Source organism: Pseudomonas sp. Mb7, from assembly GCF_054790525.1.
Map to the genome: position 1 here is coordinate 1940512 of NZ_CP186501.1, position 19326 is coordinate 1959837.

17 protein-coding genes are annotated in these 19326 nt (G+C 55.5%); 10 read left to right on the top strand and 7 right to left on the bottom strand.

Annotated elements, in window-relative coordinates; translation table 11 throughout:
• The first annotated feature begins 1 nt into the window (after position 1).
• From ACOYXH_RS08975 to ACOYXH_RS08990, 4 genes are all read left to right on the top strand, one after another.
• A complete protein-coding gene (locus ACOYXH_RS08975) occupies positions 2–397 on the top strand; it encodes a DUF6911 family protein (protein WP_095050066.1) in 396 nt (131 codons plus the stop codon).
• A gap of 214 nt (positions 398–611) precedes the next feature.
• Entirely contained in the window at positions 612–1145 is a 534-nt protein-coding gene (locus tag ACOYXH_RS08980; RefSeq protein WP_460410539.1) for a hypothetical protein, read from the top strand.
• A gap of 291 nt (positions 1146–1436) precedes the next feature.
• The gene (locus tag ACOYXH_RS08985; protein WP_095050132.1) at positions 1437–1673 is read left to right on the top strand and encodes a hypothetical protein; all 237 of its coding nucleotides are present in this window, start codon (positions 1437–1439) and stop codon (positions 1671–1673) included.
• Positions 1674–1762: 89 nt separating this feature from the next.
• On the top strand, positions 1763–2197 hold the full coding sequence (locus tag ACOYXH_RS08990) for a hypothetical protein (RefSeq protein ID WP_095050067.1): 435 nt from the start codon (positions 1763–1765) through the stop codon (positions 2195–2197).
• Between the two features lie 755 nt (positions 2198–2952).
• On the opposite strand, the gene ACOYXH_RS08995 is transcribed toward ACOYXH_RS08990, so the two are convergent.
• Entirely contained in the window at positions 2953–3996 is a 1044-nt protein-coding gene (locus tag ACOYXH_RS08995; RefSeq protein WP_007910852.1) for an LLM class flavin-dependent oxidoreductase, read from the bottom strand.
• A gap of 152 nt (positions 3997–4148) precedes the next feature.
• Complete coding sequence (locus ACOYXH_RS09000; RefSeq protein WP_449122890.1) at positions 4149–4634, bottom strand: flavin reductase family protein; 486 nt, start codon at positions 4632–4634, stop codon at positions 4149–4151.
• Between the two features lie 324 nt (positions 4635–4958).
• On the opposite strand from ACOYXH_RS09000, the gene ACOYXH_RS09005 reads away from it, so the two are divergent.
• Both ACOYXH_RS09005 and ACOYXH_RS09010 read left to right on the top strand, forming a co-directional pair.
• Positions 4959–6365, top strand: coding sequence for a purine-cytosine permease family protein (locus ACOYXH_RS09005; protein WP_460410540.1), 1407 nt, complete (start codon positions 4959–4961; stop codon positions 6363–6365).
• 249 nt (positions 6366–6614) lie between these two features.
• Positions 6615–7715, top strand: a complete 1101-nt coding sequence (locus ACOYXH_RS09010) for a polyamine ABC transporter substrate-binding protein (RefSeq protein WP_095050069.1) — start codon at positions 6615–6617, stop codon at positions 7713–7715.
• A gap of 115 nt (positions 7716–7830) precedes the next feature.
• Here the strand turns inward: ACOYXH_RS09010 and ACOYXH_RS09015 are convergent, their stop codons facing one another.
• Positions 7831–8805 carry a TerC family protein gene (locus ACOYXH_RS09015; RefSeq protein WP_258709679.1) on the bottom strand — a complete coding sequence of 325 codons (975 nt, stop codon included), beginning with the start codon at positions 8803–8805 and terminating at the stop codon, positions 7831–7833.
• A 164-nt stretch (positions 8806–8969) separates the two neighbouring features.
• On the opposite strand from ACOYXH_RS09015, the gene ACOYXH_RS09020 reads away from it, so the two are divergent.
• Positions 8970–9914, top strand: a complete 945-nt coding sequence (locus ACOYXH_RS09020) for a Dyp-type peroxidase (protein WP_460410541.1) — start codon at positions 8970–8972, stop codon at positions 9912–9914.
• On the opposite strand, the gene ACOYXH_RS09025 is transcribed toward ACOYXH_RS09020, so the two are convergent.
• Positions 9915–10703: an AraC family transcriptional regulator gene (locus ACOYXH_RS09025; protein ID WP_460410542.1), complete on the bottom strand. Its 789-nt coding sequence runs from the start codon at positions 10701–10703 to the stop codon at positions 9915–9917. It abuts the gene before it with no gap.
• An 84-nt stretch (positions 10704–10787) separates the two neighbouring features.
• Here ACOYXH_RS09025 and ACOYXH_RS09030 point away from each other — a divergent pair, with 84 nt between their 5' ends.
• Together ACOYXH_RS09030 and ACOYXH_RS09035 are read left to right on the top strand one after the other, a co-directional pair.
• A complete protein-coding gene (locus ACOYXH_RS09030; protein WP_460410543.1) occupies positions 10788–11786 on the top strand; it encodes a bile acid:sodium symporter family protein in 999 nt (332 codons plus the stop codon).
• A 398-nt stretch (positions 11787–12184) separates the two neighbouring features.
• The gene (locus ACOYXH_RS09035) at positions 12185–16159 is read left to right on the top strand and encodes an nSTAND3 domain-containing NTPase (RefSeq protein WP_095125685.1); all 3975 of its coding nucleotides are present in this window, start codon (positions 12185–12187) and stop codon (positions 16157–16159) included.
• Here ACOYXH_RS09035 and ACOYXH_RS09040 read toward each other — a convergent pair.
• Positions 16149–16754, bottom strand: coding sequence for a response regulator transcription factor (locus ACOYXH_RS09040; protein ID WP_095125684.1), 606 nt, complete (start codon positions 16752–16754; stop codon positions 16149–16151). The genes ACOYXH_RS09035 and ACOYXH_RS09040 overlap by 11 nt on opposite strands.
• Positions 16755–16869: 115 nt before the next feature.
• Here ACOYXH_RS09040 and ACOYXH_RS09045 point away from each other — a divergent pair, with 115 nt between their 5' ends.
• The gene (locus ACOYXH_RS09045) at positions 16870–18498 is read left to right on the top strand and encodes an ATP-binding response regulator (protein WP_007949861.1); all 1629 of its coding nucleotides are present in this window, start codon (positions 16870–16872) and stop codon (positions 18496–18498) included.
• 115 nt (positions 18499–18613) lie between these two features.
• Here the strand turns inward: ACOYXH_RS09045 and yecR are convergent, their stop codons facing one another.
• Together yecR and ACOYXH_RS09055 are read right to left on the bottom strand one after the other, a co-directional pair.
• The gene (yecR, locus tag ACOYXH_RS09050) at positions 18614–18922 is read right to left on the bottom strand and encodes a YecR family lipoprotein (RefSeq protein ID WP_095125683.1); all 309 of its coding nucleotides are present in this window, start codon (positions 18920–18922) and stop codon (positions 18614–18616) included.
• 32 nt (positions 18923–18954) lie between these two features.
• Entirely contained in the window at positions 18955–19269 is a 315-nt protein-coding gene (locus ACOYXH_RS09055; protein WP_095125682.1) for a hypothetical protein, read from the bottom strand.
• Positions 19270–19326: the final 57 nt, after the last annotated feature.

Genomic DNA, 19326 nt, shown 5'->3' on the forward strand with positions numbered 1-19326 from the left:
TATGAAGCGCTCTCTCTCTTGGACGGTCGGTTTTGGCAGAACCTGTGAAGGTGGCACGCAAAGAGATCCATCTTGGAACGATATCCTTGCGCACCTTGAAGAGTCCTGCCGAAATTTGGGGAGTGTAACCCTGGATATTGAAGAATTAGCAGGCTTCGAACTCTTGACATTGCAGGTTGTTGCAGAGACAGGCAAGTACGCACTGACGCTCGGCGTTGATGATGGCGATGACTACGATGTCAAAGTATTTTACGGCGATAAAAATCGTGGCGGAATCATGCATATCCAAGGCGACGCCGTTGCTGGTTCAGCCATCTGCTCAAATTTTGAGATTGTCGTGGAGATATTCAAGCAGCACTTCGACAGTGGCCGAGTGTCGCCAGCGCTCATGAACTGACGTTTAACTCGAGGACGATAAATGGGGACAGACCACGTTTAGAAAGCGCTCTGAAAACGTGGTCTGTCCCCTTTTCTTTCATTTTTTCCCCATTTTTTCCGAAAAATAACAGTCGCTTGCCTGGTGGCGGCCATCAAGCGAATTTAATGGATAAAGCGCCCCGAACTAATCCAGAGCTTTATGAAGTTAATATGAAGTCGGTGAGGACATTGCAGTGAATCAGTTGATCAGCGAAATTAGAACGAGGTGGGAGTGCGATGATAGAGCGCTCTTCGAGTCGTTTGTCAGCTGGAACGGAACCTCTACCAGCTTCGAAGACACAAAAAAAAATATGCTATATGCGCAAGAGCACCCAGTCGTACGTTTAGAACAATATCTGGTTCTTGAAAATGGCGTTGAAATACGCCTTCAAATCGGTGAGACGCCCTATATCCTTGAAGACAGAAGAGGGGTTTTGGTGGTTTTTAATGAGAAACCTTCAAAGTTTAGTACGCCTGGATTTCCTTGGTTTTTTGACTGTCCTAATAATGCGGCGATTTACAATGCTGATGGCTCTTTTCGTTTTCAATTGCAAAGTTCCTACGGTATAGGAAGCTATATTGGAATAGTGCACTACGCGGATACACCAGCGAACCCAAATGCGTTAGGTGTTTTGGTAGGTACATTAGGGCATGATCCGGAATGGCTCTATTTGGTTGATCCTAATAGCCCGGAATTGATACCTACAGGGAAATGGATTCGCTATTAGTTGTATAAAAAGTCGGATCTGAACGGTGTTTACTTAACAGCTGCCCAATTGAGCTCAAAAAGAGCGGGATAAATGGGGACAGACCACGTTTAGAAAACATTCCGAAAACGTGGTCTGTCCCCTTTTTACCCAAGATCGGAGGCGGAAGCCTTGGGGTTATCTTCTAAACAGTATGTTGCAAAATTTTATTCAGAGTTTGGTACTGTGGCTTTTGAGGATATTGCTGGTCTGACGATGTATGTTCGTCAAGAATTTCAAGAGATTGAGTGGGTAAATGGATAAGAGGTGTACGTGGCTATTTATATAGAGATGGATAAGGTTGTAGAGACTGAAGCATATGTGGAATATACGTTTGGCCGGGGCGGTGATGTGGGTCTGATACAGCTAGATAAAATAAAGGAAACTATAAGCGTCATTAAAGAGTGCCCGTTGGATGCAAGCGGAAAATGGTCGGAAAGAGCGGGTATGAAGCTCGCTCAGCTTTTCGTAAAAGGCGAGTATCCTGAGAAAACCCAGTGGGCTTCTTGAGAAAGGATAGAGAGAAAATGGGGAAAGATTCTCGGGGATTCCCCGCGCTAATTGAGTTAAATCCCGGGTTTATTGCGTGTAGATCATAAATGATGAAGAATTTTTTCTATTATCAATCGCTTCCTGACTCGATGCCTGTAGAAGATGTGGCAAACGAGTTTCATGAACTGCTGATCGAGAAACCTTTTTCTGGAAAATCAAAGTTTGATTTTTTACAGGCTCTGTTAGAACTCAGCGATCGTCAGTGGCACACCTATGAACAGTTGTGCGAGTCACTAAAGACTCAAATAGAAAAAACCTTGATCAATGAGTGGGATGGGTTTGATTTTGATTTTGCTCAGGGGGCGATCGTCGTTGCGGCATACCTTGGATTGGCGGAACTGTTTGACTTTATATCAAGCCAGAATGTCAGTGAGCTTTCGTCAGAAGTGGCTATCGAGATCAAAGAGGCAATTGCTGAGCTGGGTAGTAATATCGCTGATCCGTATAGTGGTATGAAATTGATAGGTGGAGACTACGTTTAGCGAGCATTTGGAAATGTCAGCTAGCCCCGTTTTCCACCGTTTCGAAGTCAACGTAGCCTCATCGAAGTCTGAACCATTTGGAATGGAATGGGGACAGACCACATTTAGACAGCACTCCGAAAATGTGGTCCATTCCCGTTTTTCCTTTCGGATTATTGACCGTGGTAACCCATAATGAACGAATCCTATCCAACAGCATGCGAGCAGTGTAGAGGCGAATTAGTTGTCTTCAATGAGGGTAGCACTCAGGGAACACGCTGCGATCTGTGTGGCTGGTCGGTAGTTACCACCAATATGCCCGGCATCCAGCTGGATGAGTGCAGGTATGAGGTTCGCTGTCGCGGCGACTATTGGAATCAAGCACAGATAAGGGCGGTTTCCGAGGTGACAGGTCACAATTTTTTAATGTCGAGAGATATGCTCCAGCAAGGCTCTACTCTGGTGTTTAGCGGTCAGGCGAAGTCGGTCCTACGGGTTAGAAATATTCTTGTATCAGCTGGGGTCGCTTGTGAGATTACGCCTGATTTTTGCTGGATATAAATTGACTCTGGCGATGAAGGCCAATTTTTCGCAGGCGGCCATGAGTCAACAACAGGAGTTGATGATTGACCAAGTATAGAGGCGGATTTCACAAGATAGATTTTTTGAGTTTTGATTCTGCGGTGGGAATATCCCAAAAGAATATTTGCATGCTGAACTGAAAAGCCCCGAACTGCTCGGGGCTTTTTTATTTGGGGCAGGCAATCAGCAGTGACTCAGCGAAACGCCGGCACCACATGCTTGATAAACAGCTCCAACGATTTCTTCTTCTCCTCATGCGGCAAGCTGTTGTCACACCAGAAACTGAACTCATCCACCCCCAATTCCTGGTAGTACTTGATCCGTGGAATGATCTCTTCCGGCGTACCAATCATCGCCGTCTTGTGCAAACTCTCCAGCTCAAACTCCGGACGCCCGGCAAACTTCTCTTCCGGGCTCGGCGCGAGGAAACCGTTGACCGGCGTTTGCTTGTTGCCAAACCACGCATCGAACGTGCGATAGAAACGTGAGATCGCTTTCGCCCCGACTTTCCAGCCATCCGGATTATCAGCGGTGTGCACGTGAGTGTGACGCAGCACCATCAGTTGCGGGCGTGGCACGTCGGGGTTGTTGTCCAGCGCAGTCTGGAATTTGTTCTTCAGGTCGAGGACTTCTTCGTCGCCCTTCATCAGCGGCGTGACCATCACGTTGCAGCCGTTGGCCACAGCGAAGTTGTGCGAATCCGGGTCGCGGGCGGCGATCCACATTGGCGGGTTGGGCTTTTGAATTGGTTTCGGCACGCTGGTCGAGGTCGGGAATTTCCAGATATCGCCGTCGTGAGCGTAGTCGCCTTGCCACAGGGCGCGGACCACCGGGACCATTTCGCGCAATGCCTGGCCACCGCTGGAGGCGGGCATGCCGCCGGCCATGCGATCGAATTCAACCTGATAGGCGCCACGGGCCAGGCCGACTTCCATGCGCCCGTTGCTGATGACGTCGAGCAACGCGCATTCACCGGCAACGCGCAACGGGTGCCAGAACGGCGCGATGATGGTGCCGGCGCCGAGGTGGATGGTGGTGGTTTTGGCGGCGAGGTAGGCGAGCAAAGGCATCGGGCTGGGCGAGATGGTGTATTCCATCGCGTGGTGTTCGCCGATCCACACGGTGCTGAAACCGCCGGCCTCGGCCATCAGGGTCAGTTCGGTGAGGTCTTCGAACAGTTGGCGGTGGCTGACGCTTTCGTCCCAGCGTTCCATGTGGATGAACAGGGAAAATTTCATGACGCTTCCTCGGGTCTTTTATTGTTGAGGCTACAAAACTTGTAGGAGTGAGCCTGCTCGCGATGGCGGTGTGTCAGAAAAGACATCGACATCGGATAAATCGCTATCGCGAGCAGGCTCACTCCTACAGTTGAATTGTGCGGGGCTGACGATCAGGCCAGGACGGGCAGGGCGCCCATCTTGCCGTGGCAATACACCAGCGGCCCGGCGATTTGCTCGGGGACGATCAGGTTCTTCACCGCGCCGACCATGATGGCGTGGTCGCCGCCTTCGTATTCGCGCCACAGCTCACATTCGATGATAGCCGTCGCATTGGCGAGGATCGGGTTACCCAATTCGCTCAAGGTCCATTTGATGCCTTGCGCCTTGTCTTTGCCTTTGCGGGCGAAGGCGTAGGCTTCGCTTTGCTGGCCGCCGGACAGAACGTGGATGGCAAAGCGTTTGTTTTTGATCAGCACCGGGTAGGAATCAGAACTGTAGTTGGGGCAGAACAGCACCAGCGCCGGATCCATCGACAGCGAGCTGAATGCACTGGCCGTCAGGCCGACGATCTGACCGTCATCGTCCAGCGTGGTGATAACGGTTACGCCGGACGGGAACGAGCCCATGACTTGTTTGTAGATGGCGGCATCGATCATTGGTCGGTCCTCGGGTGATGTGTTGCTGTTTTTATGTGTTTGTTGGTCTGATGGTATACCAGTATTCGATCTTTGCAAGGCCTTTTAAGCTGAACCGATAAACGTGCCGCGTTCGTCGGAAACTCAGCATTTACGGGGCTTTCGGCTGGTCTGAAAGCCACGGTTTCAGCGAGGATGGCGTATCAGCTGGCGTCGTAAACTACGGATCAGTCTTGTGAATTGTTTGGAATACCATAATATGGTCTGCATCTGAGGGGCGGCCAGAGAGTCCCCCCGGTTTGGCTTCATACAACGATAAGAACAGACAAACTCGAGTTCATGCATATGTCCCAGATGTCCCGGCAAGATCCGTTGATCGAGAACCATACGGTCGACTACGTCCCACTCGCGGAACGCCACGGGAAGGCCCGCGACCTATTCACCCTTTGGTTCAGCACCAACATTGCGCCCCTGCCCATCGTCACCGGCGCCATGGTGGTTCAGGTGTTCCATCTCGATTTGCTCTGGGGGCTGCTGGCGATTGCGCTGGGGCACATGATCGGTGGTGTGGTGATTGCCCTGGCGTCGGCCCAAGGCCCGCGCATGGGCATTCCGCAGATGGTTCAGAGTCGCGGCCAGTTCGGCCGTTACGGCGCGCTGCTGATCGTGTTCTTTGCCGCGCTGATCTACATCGGTTTCTTTATTTCCAACATCGTCCTGGCGGGTAAATCCATCGTCGGCATCGCGCCATCGGTGCCGGCGCCGTTGAGCATTCTGATCGGTGCACTGGCGGCCACGGCGATTGGCGTGATCGGCTACAACTTCATCCACACGCTGAACCGCATTGGCACCTGGGTGATGGGCGGCGCGTTGCTCGCCGGTTTCATCTATATCTTTGCCCATGATTTGCCGGCGGACTTCCTCACTCGCGGCAGTTTCAACCTGTCCGGCTGGCTGGCGACGGTGTCGTTGGGGATTATCTGGCAGATCAGTTTCTCGCCGTACGTGTCCGATTACTCGCGCTACCTGCCTGCGGATATCGGCATTGCCAAGCCGTTCTGGGCGACTTATCTGGGCGCGACGCTGGGCACGATTCTGTCGTTCAGCTTCGGTGCGGTTGCCGTACTGGCTACTCCGGAAGGCACCGAAGCGATGGTCGCGGTCAAGCAATCGACCGGTTGGCTCGGGCCGATTCTGATGGTGTTGTTTCTGCTGAATATCATCAGCCATAACGCGCTGAATCTGTATGGCGCGGTGCTGTCGATCATTACCTCGATTCAGACGTTTGCCAGCCAATGGACGCCCAGCATCAAGGTGCGCGTGGTGTTGTCGAGCGTGGTGCTGGCCGGTTGCTGCGTGGTTGCGTTGGGCGCGTCGGCGGACTTCATTTCCGAGTTCATCGGTTTGATTCTGGCGCTGCTGCTGGTGCTGGTACCGTGGGCGTCGATCAACCTGATCGACTTCTACCTGATCAAGCGCGGCTGCTACGACATCACCTCGATCTTCCGCGCTGATGGCGGGGTTTACGGGCGATTTAATCTGCACGCGATCATTGCCTACTTCATTGGCATCCTCGTGCAACTGCCATTCGCCAACACCTCGCTGTATGTCGGACCGTACGCCAATCTGGTTGAGGGTGCGGACTTGTCCTGGCTGGTGGGCCTGGTTGTCACCGTGCCGTTGTATTACTGCTTGGCAACACGCAGCCAGACTCAGCAGAGCAGGGCGGCGAGATTGGGTTACACCGACTGAGCTGATCCGCTTCACCACAATGCCCGGCCAAGTGCCGGGCATTGTTGTTTCCGCATCCCGGCGGTCAATCAAATTGGCCACATCGATCCCCTTTTGGCCCATCCCCCACTGTGCTCCAGCTACGCTGTCAGCAAGAATCAAAACCACAACAAGACGCTCGACCCTTTTTACCCTTGGCTACCTTTACAGCCGCTGCCGTGTACAGAACATAAAAACCATCGAACTCACGCTGCCTTTTGGGGAACAACCATGGTCACGATGAAACGCATTCTGGGTGCCACTGTGTGTGGGCTGACGCTGCTGGCCGGCGCTGTCCAGGCTGAGCAACGCGAACTGCGCGTGTACAACTGGGCGGATTACATCCTGCCGTCCGTGCCCAAGGATTTCGCCGCAAAAAGCGGCATCAAAGTGACCTGGGACACCTTCGACACCAATGAATCCCTGGAAGCCAAACTGCTCACCGGCAACTCCGGTTACGATCTGGTGGTGCCGTCGAACCAGTTCCTTGAAACGCAGATCAAGGCTGGCGTGTTTCAGAAACTGGATAAATCGAAGCTGCCGAACTGGAGCCACCAGGATCCAGAACTGTTGAAACTGCTGGGCAAGAACGATCCGGGCAACCAGTACGGCGTGCCTTACATGGTCGGCACTGTGCTGATCGGCTTCAACCCGGCCAAAGTCAAAGCGGCACTGGGCGACAACGCGCCGGTGGACAGCTGGGATCTGGTGTTCAAACCGGAGAACATGGAAAAGCTCAAATCCTGCGGCGTGGCGATGCTTGATTCGCCGACGGAAATCCTCCCGTTGGCCCTGCATTACCTGGGCCTCGACCCGAACAGCCAGAACCCCGCCGACTATGAAAAAGCCAAGGAGCTGATGCTCAAGGTTCGCCCGTACGTGACCTACTTCAACTCGGCCAAGTACATGACCGACATCGCCAACGGCGACATCTGCGTGGCCATCGGTTATTCCGGCAGCTTCTACCAGTTCGGCAACCGCGCCAAAGAGGCGGGCAACGGCGTAGTGGTCGACTGGCGCTTGCCGAAGGAAGGTGCGCCGATCTGGTTCGACACCTTCGCCATTCCGAAGAGCGCGAAGAACGTCGCCGAAGCGCATGAATTCCTCAACAACCTGCTCGACCCGAAAGTGATCGCACCGATCAGCGACTTCCTCGGCTACCCGAATGCGAACAAGGATTCGATGCCGCTGATCAACAAGGAAATCACCGACAACCCGAACCTGACGCCGACCCCCGAAGCGCTGAAAAACCTCTACGTCGTGCAGCCGTTGCCGCAGAAACTTGAGCGCGTGCGCACCCGCGTGTGGACCAGCATCAAGTCCGATAAGTAACACCGATCCCCTGTAGGAGTGAGCCTGCTCGCGATAGCGGTCTGTCGGACAACGCGGTGTTGACTGGCAGACCGCTATCGCGAGCAGGCTCACTCCTACAGGGTCTTGTGGTGTGTCATTCAGTGCGGCGTTCGGCATCTCTGGTCATGACCAAGCTGAGCAGGACTGAGCCAAGAATCACCCCACCCACCACCGCCAGCGACCATTCCACCGGCATGTGCAGCCACGGCATCAAGACCATCTTGCCGCCGATAAACACCAGCACAATCGCCAGCCCATACTTGAGCAGATGAAAGCGGTCCGCCATATCTGCCAGCAGAAAATACAGCGCGCGCAGGCCCATGATCGCGAAGATATTTGAAGTGAAGACAATGAACGGGTCAGTGGTCACGGCGAATATCGCCGGGATGCTGTCGACCGCAAACATCAAGTCACTGGCCTCGATCAGCACCAGCACCAGAAACATCGGCGTGGCCCAGCGCACGCCGTTCTGCAACACGAAAAAGCGTTCGCCATGAAAGCTGCTGGTGATGCGCATATGCCCGCGCACCCAGCGCAGCAGCGGATTCTTGTCCAGATCCGGCTGGTGGTCGGCAAACACCAGCATCTTGATCCCGGTAAAGATCAGGAACACCCCGAACGCATATAGCAGCCATTCAAACTGCGACACCAGCCACACCCCGGCAAAAATCATCACCGCGCGCATTACGATCGCCCCGAGCACGCCGTACAGCAGCACTCGGCGCTGCAACTCGGGTGGCACGGCGAAGTAGCTGAAGATCATCACAAAGACGAACATGTTGTCGATCGACAACGATTGCTCGATCAGATAACCGGTGAGGAATTCGAGGGTTTTTTCCCGGGCAATCTCGGCGCCGAACGCGCCGTGCAGATACCACCAGAGCAGGGCGGCGAAACTCAGTGCCAGCAGGCACCAGGCGATGACCCAGGACAAGGCTTCGCGCACTGAGACCCGATGCGCCTTGCGCCCACCGAAGACAAACAGGTCCAATGCCAGCATGGCAAGTACGAAGACGATGAAGGCGCCCCACATCCATGGTTCGCCGATATTGATGTTGGTGGCTGGCATGTCACGCTCCCTGTCTATTCTTGGATTGGGGTCAGACGAGGCCATGCTAGCGACCAGTTTGCGGCAAAGAAAAATCGTTTATTTCTGCGCAACAGTTCGTTAAAAACGAACTATCCGCCCTCGTTAACAGCTCGGGCACTTTTTACGGAGCAATGTTTTCAGCGATGAATACCGACATTCTCGAACCTCAAGCAGTGTGCAGTCCGATCACCAGCAGCGCGATTTTCATCGTTGCGACGCTCAACGACGGGGCTGAAGCCGCGCAAACCGTCAAAGACTGGTGCGGCGATGTTGCCGGGCTGGTGCGTTCGGTTGGAAAGCGCGTACCGACAGGCAATCTGACGTGCATCTGCGGTTTTTCCTCGAGCGTTTGGGATCGCCTGTTTGGCAATCCGCGCCCGGCGTCGCTGCACGGTTTTCGCGAATTTGGCGGGGAAGGGCGGCACGCTCCCGCCACCCCGGGCGATCTGCTGCTGCACATTCGCGCCGATCAAATGGACCTGTGTTTTGAACTGGCCACGCAAATCATGGCGGTTCTCGGCGATGCGGTGACCGTGGTCGACGAAGTGCAGGGTTTTCGTTATTTCGACATGCGCAGCATCATCGGTTTTGTCGACGGCACGGAAAACCCGGTCGGGCGCAAAGCGCTCAACTTCACCATCGTCGGTGACGAAGACCCCGAGTTCAGCGGCGGCAGCTACGTGCTGGTGCAGAAATACCTGCACAACATGACCGCGTGGAACGGCCTGAGTGTTGAAGCACAGGAGCGCGTTATCGGTCGCACCAAGCTCTCCGATATCGAACTGGATGACGCAGTCAAACCGAGCAACTCGCACAGCGCGCTGACCACCATTACCAACGCGGCCGGGGAGGAAGTGAAAATTCTCCGTGACAACATGCCGTTCGGCCGGCCGGGAGCCGGGGAGTTCGGCACCTTCTTCATCGGTTACGCGCGCTCGCCCGAGCCGATCGAGCAGATGCTGGAAAACATGTTCGTCGGCAAGCCACCGGGTAACTACGACAAGTTGCTGGATTTCAGCACCGCCGTCACTGGCAGCCTGTATTTCGTGCCGTCAGCGGACTTGCTGGAAGCACTGGCGGATCGCTGATCAGCGAAAAAACTCACCCGGCGTTTCGCCAAACTGTTGGCGAAACGCGGAGATAAACGCCGAGGTCGAGTCGTAACCACAGGCCAGCGCAACGTCGGTGACGCGTTCGCCTTTTTCCAGCGGTGTCAGCGCACCGAGCAGGCGCAAACGCTGGCGCCAGGCGCGGAAGGTCAGGCCGGTGTCACGTTGAAACAGGCGGGTGAGGGTCTTTTCGGTGACGCCGAACTTCTCGCTCCAGTGGCTCAGCGTGGTCTGCTGTTCCGGGTGTTGCTCCAGGCTCTGGTAGATCTGCTTCAAGCGGGCGTCTTGCGGCAACGGCAGCATCAGATCGATCTGCGGCGCCTCGGCCAATTGATCAAGGATGACCTGGGCCAGACGTCCGTGCGGGCCGCTTTGCTCGTATTCCACCGGAACCTCACTGAACGCGCGAATCAGTTCCCGGAGCAGGTCGCTGACGCCCAGCACATGGCAGCGCTCAAGCGCCCATCCGGCGACGCTGCAATCGATGTAGAGACTGCGCATTTCCGTGCGCGGCGAACTGAACACCCGATGCGGCACGCCCGCCGGGATCCACACGGCGCGCTCCGGCGGAGCGACAAAGCGGCCGGCGCTGGTCTGGATTTCCAGCACGCCCTGAATCGCGTAGGACAACTGTACCCACGGGTGGCTGTGGCGTCGGGTCAGGGCGCGATTGGGCAGCGATTCGGTGCGTCCGTAGAGTGGACGCGGCAGGCTGGGCAGCCCGGGAATGCTGCGACGGACGCTTTTGTCATGTCCTTTAGGCGGCATCTTGTGGCCCTTCGGCGTTAGTCGGTAATTGGCAGTCACGTTAGAGTCGTCGGCACGCACTGGCAACCCCCGGATGGACCGACCATGACTCGCCCACGTTTTTTGCCCGACAACTTCACCCTGACGCTGATTGGCGTCGTGCTGCTGGCCAGTTTCCTGCCGGCCAGCGGCCAAGTCGCCGCCGGCTTTGGCTGGTTGACCAACATCGCCATCGCCCTGCTGTTTTTCCTGCATGGCGCCAAACTGTCCCGTGAATCGATCATTGCCGGGGCCGGCCACTGGCGCCTGCATTTGCTGGTGTTCGGCCTGACCTTTGTGCTGTTCCCGATTCTCGGGCTGGCGCTGAAACCGCTGTTGTCTCCACTGATCGGCGACAAGCTGTACATGGGCATGCTTTACCTGTGCGCACTGCCGGCAACGGTGCAATCGGCGATCGCCTTCACTTCGCTGGCGCGCGGTAATATTCCGGCGGCGATCTGCAGCGCGGCAGCTTCTAGCCTGTTCGGGATTTTCCTCACGCCATTGCTGGTGACGCTGCTGCTCGACGTCCACGGTGATGGCGGATCGACGCTGGATGCGATTCTGAAAATCAGCGTGCAGTTGTTGCTGCCATTCATTGCCGGGCAGATCGCCCGTCGCTGGATCGGCGCGTGGGTGGGGCGCAACAAGAACTGGCTGAAGTTCGTTGATCAGGGTTCGATTCTGTTGGTGGTCTACGGCGCATTCAGTGAAGCGGTCAACGAAGGCATCTGGCATCAGATCCCGCTAGTCGAACTGCTCGGGCTGGTGGTGGTTTGCTGCATCCTGCTGGCGCTGGTCTTGCTGGCGTCGACGCTGCTCGGCAAGGCGTTCGGTTTTAGCCAGGAAGATCGCATCACCATTTTGTTCTGCGGCTCGAAAAAGAGCCTGGCCACCGGTGTGCCGATGGCGCAGGTGTTGTTTGCCGGTAGCACGATTGGTGTGTTGATTCTGCCGTTGATGCTGTTCCATCAGATTCAATTGATGGTCTGCGCGGTGCTCGCTCAGCGTTATGCGAAACGGCCGGAATCGGTGCCGGAGCTGATGGCGCAAGTCGATCCATGATGCTGACCGCCTGGTTCCTCCAACCTCCGACGCCCGGCGACCCATCAGTTCAACCCGTTCGTCCTATTGCGGGAAGTTGCTGCATCTGACTTTGATCAAGGTGTTAGGGCAAGCACAGTGTTGTGTGCAGGGCGAGCAGCTATGGCCCAGATCTGAATTGATCTCATGAGTTCAGGAGTATTTTGTTGGAGCAGCGTTCAAGATGACTTAATGAATGGGGCTGTTGCGCCTATCGGATTGGCACGTTGGTTGTTGCACAGATATGATGAATCAAAGCTTGAATCGCTTCGACGCTTGAATCGGCTGACCGGCCAGTTACCCCTATGACTCCAGGCGGTTTTTTCCCTTCCTGATCCCGACAGGAAGAAGTCATCGTCGCCTGTCTGGATCGATCTTCTATGACATCTCAAGGACATCAAGGCGCAACCGGAACTGTTGCGGAAGATGAACATGCCTCCAGAGCGACTCCCCTCGCCGGATTCGAGTACCAGATAGATGTCTCAGTCTGGCTTGCTCTCGATTTGATTCTGGTATCCCGACAGACCAGAGAGGTGGTGCTCGAGCCGGCAAGTCAGGAAGATCTTGAAGCAGAACTTTCAGGTCAAGAGCCGGGACGGCTCGTGAGTCTGGTGCCGATGGCCGACTATACATTGGTTGTCCAGGCTAAGAGGCGTGAAGGTAATGCCTGGACACCGAAGACGCTCAAAAGCCTGCTTGAATACGGCAGTACAATCAGGCCCAGTGCATCCACTCGGCTGGCCGATCCCCGCTGCCGTTACTTGCTGGTTACCAGTGCGGGCCTGAACGGTGATGCGCAAAAGCTCGGTCGGCGCAGACCGGGAATGTGGCCCGGCCCGGACACATTACCGCAGTTGATCGCTAAGGGCCTCAATCACGACATCACCGGGCGATTTGCTGTCATTGCCAATCAGGACGACGAGCGTCTTCGCGTTGATATTGATCGACTTCTTCGAGAAAGCTGTCGCGTACCCAATGCTCGACTTGAGGCGTGCCTCATCCAGTTGCGAGAAGCCGCTCGTGCCCGAATAGTGCGAGCAGGGGGGGGGCGTTTGGAGCGTCAGGAACTCGAAGACATCATTCGCCGGCATGACGGCTATCTCGCGAGCTCGCCAGAGCTCGAGCATTATGTTTACCCAACTAACTGGTCAGATCTGCGAGCGCAGATGGCACAGAAATCGGCGGCGATTCTGGTCGGCCAATCCGGTACAGGGAAAACCCTTGCGACTCAAATGCTCTATGACGAATTGCGCAAAGTACATCCCGGGCTGACGCGAGTATTGATCAGGCAGGGCCCTTCACAACTGCGCGACGATACGACTCCAGCGCCCGTACTCTACGACATCGAGGATCCGTGGGGGCGGTTCGACTTTGATCAAAATAGTCGCGCGTGGAACGATCAACTCGGCCGTTTTTTCGCCAGTGCCAGAACCGACAGAATGATAATTGCAACGTCGAGACGGGACGTTGCATTAGCATCAGGCTCTTTGGATACGATAAAAAACTGGGAGATCAAACTGGAGGCTGAGCACTACGGTTCGGATCAACGGCACAGGCTCTACACGACTCGAGTAGACAGTTTGCCGCAAGCACAGCAAAAGCTCACTCGTCTGTCTGAAACCCAAGTGCTGGGCGAACTTGCTACGCCGCTAGAAATTCAGAAATTCTTCGATGCCATACGAGCGTTGGATCCTGAGGATTTTCACAGCGATTTTTTTATCGTGAATGAGGCCATTCGTCGTGCACACCAAAACTCGATAGAGCAAACGGTCATTGAGCAGATTGAGGCACGCGGAGATATAGACGCTGCCGCGATACTTTGGGCCCTCCTTGGAACCGGCGACCAAGTGACTCGCTCGATCCTTCTTGTGGTCGAGGATGGTCTATGTGACATGGATGAAAAAAATTCCGCGAATGTCTCTTCGCTGGTTGATTGCTTTGTCGCCGCTCGTAACTTCCGCCAAAACGAAGCAGGTGACCTTACCTATTACCATCCGAGAGTCGAAGCCGGAATCACCCGAGCGCTTGAGAAAAATCGTCGGCAAGTACGGCAGGCGTTGCGTCGACTGATTGATTTTCTGGTTTTGTGCAAGCGTCCAACAATCGAATGGGGCGTTGCAACAGCGGCTCTCATACTTGAACGGGTCGGCACTTCCTTTGCAATTGAACCTGGTGAAGCCGTGCAAGCCAGGATTGATGCATGGCTGGAAGCAAGGCTTATGGAAGGCGGGAAGGAGTTCGAACAGTATCTAAAATGCGCTGCCAATGTGGGGTCCAGCGCGAGCAACGCTGCAGAGGTTGCTCGCTTTTTATTGACTCGAGCCCCAACCGCGTATGCCGGAAGGGATGAGTGGGAAGCGTTGATGCGACCGGCTGAGTGGTATCGCGCGCGCGCGGTTTCAATGTCTACAAAGCCTCTGTTGGAAACGTTCATACGAACACTGTTGCCGATTGATTTTGCTAGTTATCCGGCAAACTTCGCCCAAGAACTTTCAAAATTTGTACACGGTCTGGAGTCTGCTTTTATGGATGCTGCACGCGCAGTAGTTCAGGCCGGCGACTTGTTTTCGCATGACGCTATTGCTTATGGCGCGCTTCAGGACTTCGACGGGTTCGAAGAAATAGTTGATTTGGCAGTGAGCTTTCTGACGCCAACGGAGGACGACCTTCGCAAACGTGCGATAGATTACCTTGATGTGGTCAACTGCGTTTATGACGAGGAGCATGAGTTCTTTCTTCACGACAATGACCAAGGGCAGGCGGCCCGTCAGTTTCTCGAAGCATATGTCAATGTCGCTCGTGCCAAACGAAACTGGGAATGTTTGGCGCGTCACCGGCATATAAAATGGCTTAGGCATCATTGGCTGTGGAGTTTCTCTAGAGATGTTCGCTTGCATTCACTGGACGATGACGAACTTGCTGCAGCCTTCGCTGTTGGATACGGGACAGAGGAGGAGGAATACCTCTGGTTGGCGTTATTGTCAGACTGGAAAGAGCAATACAGTGTTGCCCTTCACACGCGGCTGCGTGAAGGGGCGTCGACGTTTGCCGTCGACTCTTCAGCATTGGCTTGCGTTTTAAGGAATGATCAACAGGGCTGGCGGGAGCTTTTGGCTTATCTGAGACAAGAGCGGAATGTTGAGCGATTTGTAAATATCGGGCGAGGGCTCGCGCATCTTCATTGCGATGAAACCCAAAAAGGCCAGAACGCGCTGGCTGAGGCGGCTCGGATGCAATTACCTGCGCCGTTCAACGAAATCTGCGCTGCGGAAATCGAGCTGAAGAAAGAAAAACGGGTCGTTCTTTCGCAAACAGCGCTGCAAACGTTGCAAGGTATTGAGAATGCAGACGCTTTGATACGCTCCCTCCGGTTGCAACTGGATGCACACTGTCCGCTATTCATCGAGCCGGATGTGTGCTGGGCATTAGAGACAAGCTATGACTTCGACACGGTTGTGAACGCGGTATCGGCAGCTATCCGGCATGGGATGGCATCATATGTGAACGCTGCTTTGAAAAACCAGTTCGCGCATGCCGTAGCGATGGCGCTCGGTGCCATTGCCTCATCGCTGGAGGGGCCTTTGCCGGCGTACCTGCTGGATCTTGCAAACCATCGAGGGAGCCCGGTTCGATTGACTTTGGCAGAAGCGCTCTGTGCAAATGTTCATCCTTCCTATCAGCAAACGCTGATCAAGCTTGCCAAGGATCAATGGTGTCAGAGTGACCTGTACCCCAATTCGGAGTATCCAATAGCGCGGGTTGCAATTGCTGGACTCATCGAACTTGGCGGGGTCGAGTATCGTGACGGTCTCGAGCTGTGGAGCAAGGCCATACTTTCCTCAGACGATGAAGTGCTCGCCGGTATTTTCCGCGTGCTGGCGAACTCTGGTGCAAATCTACAACGAATGCTTTTTGATTGGGCAATGACACCGGATACAGGCCGTTCGCAATCTGCTGCTATTGTTGCTCTCCTGGATTCACGCGAATCTATCGATCAGCGACTGATCGAAGAGTTTAGCGCCGACCAGATCGCTACGTGCCATGCACTGGGGGCGGGTCTTCTAGCAGTGCTTCTGGGGGAGCGAGGTTCTGTTGTATCAGTACAGCGGCTAGCAAAGGATTTGGCAATTAACCGCGTGCGTAGTTCTCTTTTATTTCTCGTAGCGGGCGTGCTGAATAAACGCGATCCTGTTGTTGCGAGGGAAATAGTGCAGTGGGTTACCTCCGATCCGGAAGTATTGGATTGGGCCCTGTCATGCACGACTACTACCATTGATGAAGCCCGGATTGCGGAGTTCGGGGAACCAGAGATCATTTCTCAGATCCGGCGGTATAAAACTCGGCTCAGTAATTAAATCCGCCCGAATACTTCACCGCGGCTGCCCGCGAGGGCACGTTCAATGTGCGCAACAACGACGACACATGAATCCGCACCGTGAACGGCGAAATATCCAGTTCACGGGCGATTTCCTTGTTGGTCTTGCCTTGGGCGATCAAGCGCAGCACGTCTTGCTGACGAGGCGTAAGGGCGGCGCCGGTTTCCAGCGGCAGCAAGCCGGACGGCGCAAACTTCACCAGCACCTCACCTTCACGAATCGCCAGAATCGCCTGACCGATTTCATCGGGGGCAATGTTTTTGCCGATAAAACCGTCAATGCCAGCGGTCATGACTTCGCTGATCAGCGACTCATCATCGACCATCGACACCACAATCAGCGTGGTACGCGGCAAGCGTCGACGCAGTTCGGCGAGCTGGCTCACACACGTGAGCCCGGGGAAGCGCAAGTCGAGAATCAATGTGTCCGGCTCGCCCAAAGGCAGCAGCGCCAATACGGCGTCGAGATCGCCCGCTTCTTCGATAACGGCTTCGGGCAGCAACCGCTGCACCGTGCGCAGCATCGCCTCGCGAAACAGCGGGTGATCGTCGGCTATGATAATTCGGCAGGTCATGGCTTGACCCTCCCTGGGTCAGGCGTTACTCAAGGCTTGCACCTTAGCACCGGGCGCGAAGGTTGCCTGTAGGCTGATTCGGAAACTGACGATTGCCGCACAAGGACGTTTAACCATGAAGTTCGAGAAAAACACCGAACTCGATCAGGCCAACCTGCGCATCATCATTGCCAGTATTGCCGTGGTTTACATGCTGATACTGGGTTTTTTGCCAGGCCAGCGCTTCGATACATACCTGCCGATCATTACCTACATCATTGTGTTTTTGTTGGCCTCGATCGCCCTGCGTCAGGCGATTGCGCGCTGGCCAGGGCATTACCCGGCGCGACGGATTTTCGCCATGATCCATGATTACACCGGTACCTGCTTTGGTCTGGTGGTGGGCGGCGAGATGGCGTTGCCGCTGTACGCGGTGATCATCTGGGTCAACCTCGGCAATGGCATGCGCTATGGCTCGCGCTATCTGGCGATTGCCACGGCGCTGGCGCTGCTGGCATTGCTGTGTGTTTATCGCCTGACGCCGGTGTGGCAGGCGCAACCGTTCATGGTGTTGATGCTGATGCTCACCAGCACGGTGATTCCGTTCTATGCGCACTTGTTGCTGGAACGCACGCGTAAGGCCTCCGAAGAGGCGGTGGCGGCGAATCTGGAAAAGTCGCGGTTTCTCGCTCAGGCCAGTCATGATTTGCGTCAGCCGATTCATTCCATCGGTCTGTTTACTGCCTGTCTGCGTGAGTCGAGACTGGGCGAGGAGGAACGGCGCTTGGTCGACAATATCGACCGTTCGTTGCTCAACGTTTCGCAACTGTTCCGCTCGATTCTCGATCTGTACACCCTTGATAACGGCCGGGTTCTGCCCAAACTGCAAACCCTCAATTTAGGGGAATGGCTCGCGGATCTGATTCGCCAGAACGCTGAAGCCGCGCGTTGGGCCGGGGTCGAATTGCATGTGCGCCCCTGTGAATATTGGGTGCGCACGGATCCGGCGTTGCTCGCGACCATGGTCCAGAACGTACTGTCCAACTGCTTCAAATACGGTGCGCATCGGCCGGTATTGATCGGTGTGCGTCGGCACGGGGCAGGGCTGTCAATCGTTGTTTATGACCGTGGCAACGGTATCGCCGAGGAGCATCAGGCCAAGGTGTTCGAGGAGTTTTATCGGGTACGGCAAGTGCGCGACAAAGACGTCGAAGGCGTGGGCTTGGGGCTGTCGATCGTCAAGCGTCTGGGTGAGTTGATTGGTGTCGGCGTTACTCTGCGTTCGCGGCTTGGGCGCGGAACAGCGGTGACTTTGTACGGGTTGCCGATCGCCGCGCCAGCGCCGTTAACGGTCAATCGGAATGAGGCGCGCCAAGTCGGTTTGCTGACCGGGCTGAAGGTGTGCCTGGTGGAAGATGACCGCAATGTGCTGCTGGCGACTTCAGCGTTGCTGGAGCGCTGGGGCTGTGTGGTTCAGGCCGAGTTGACGGCTCAGGATCTGGTCACCGACTGCGACATCATCGTCGCCGACTATGACCTCGGCACCCATGCCACCGGCATCGAATGTATTGATGATGTGCGCAGGCAGCGCGGTTGGGCGGTACCGGCGATGATCATCACCGGGCATGACGTCGAGAAAATCCAGGCAGCCCTGCACGACCGCGACATCGCCATCCTGTCCAAACCGGTACGCCCGGCCGAACTGCGCGCGACCTTGCGAGCCCTGCGCGATCGCCAGCCCGAACCCACCGAAAATGCCTTGTAGGTGTCCATGGGGCTGTAGGAGCTGCGGCACGCTGCGATCTTTGATGTTGATGAGAAGGGCAAGATCAAAAGATCGCAGCCTCGTTGCACTCGACAGCTCCTACAGGGTCAAGCGTCTAGCGTTTGCACAGGTAATCCTGGGTGATGGTGGTTTGCAGGCAGTTGTATTGGCCCATGGTGCGGCAGATGTTTTTCTCCGAGCCGGTCACTTCGGCGTTCTTGTAGCCCCAGGTCTTGCAGCGTTGTGCGGCGACGGTCAGGCCTTGTTCGGCGCTGGTCTGGCCGCTTTCGAATTGGCCCAGTTCATAGGAGACCTGGACGATGCCATCGTTTTTGCTGCCGCCAGTGGCTTCCCATTGTTTTGGCGTGGCGCAGGCAGTGAGGAAAAGGGCGCTGAGGGTGAGTGTCGCGATCAAGATTTTCATGAGCAAACGGAGTCCTTTACCGGGCGGAGAAGTTATTGCAGTGGGATTGGCGAGGCGCCTTTCGGCAGGCACGACAGCGGCGGCGACATCATGCCCATGCTGGCCACGGCGATGATTACGCCGCTGGGCAATTCACAGTTGTATTCCCCGGCCGGGGTGTACGCGGTGTAGTAGGTGAGGGTGCTGTCGTTGCGGATGTTGTCGATTTTCGACACCGGTTTACCGATCACCGTCTGAGCGCGTTCTTTCATGCTCGCTTCAGTCGGTTTCACGGTCTGGCAGCCGGCCACGCTGAGCAGCACGGCACCGAATACGGCGATTTTGGTAAGGTTTGCATGGAGTTTCATGGTGTTTCTTCCTTGGTGTTGTTCTGATTTCCAGGCACAACGATCCCGCACGCTGCG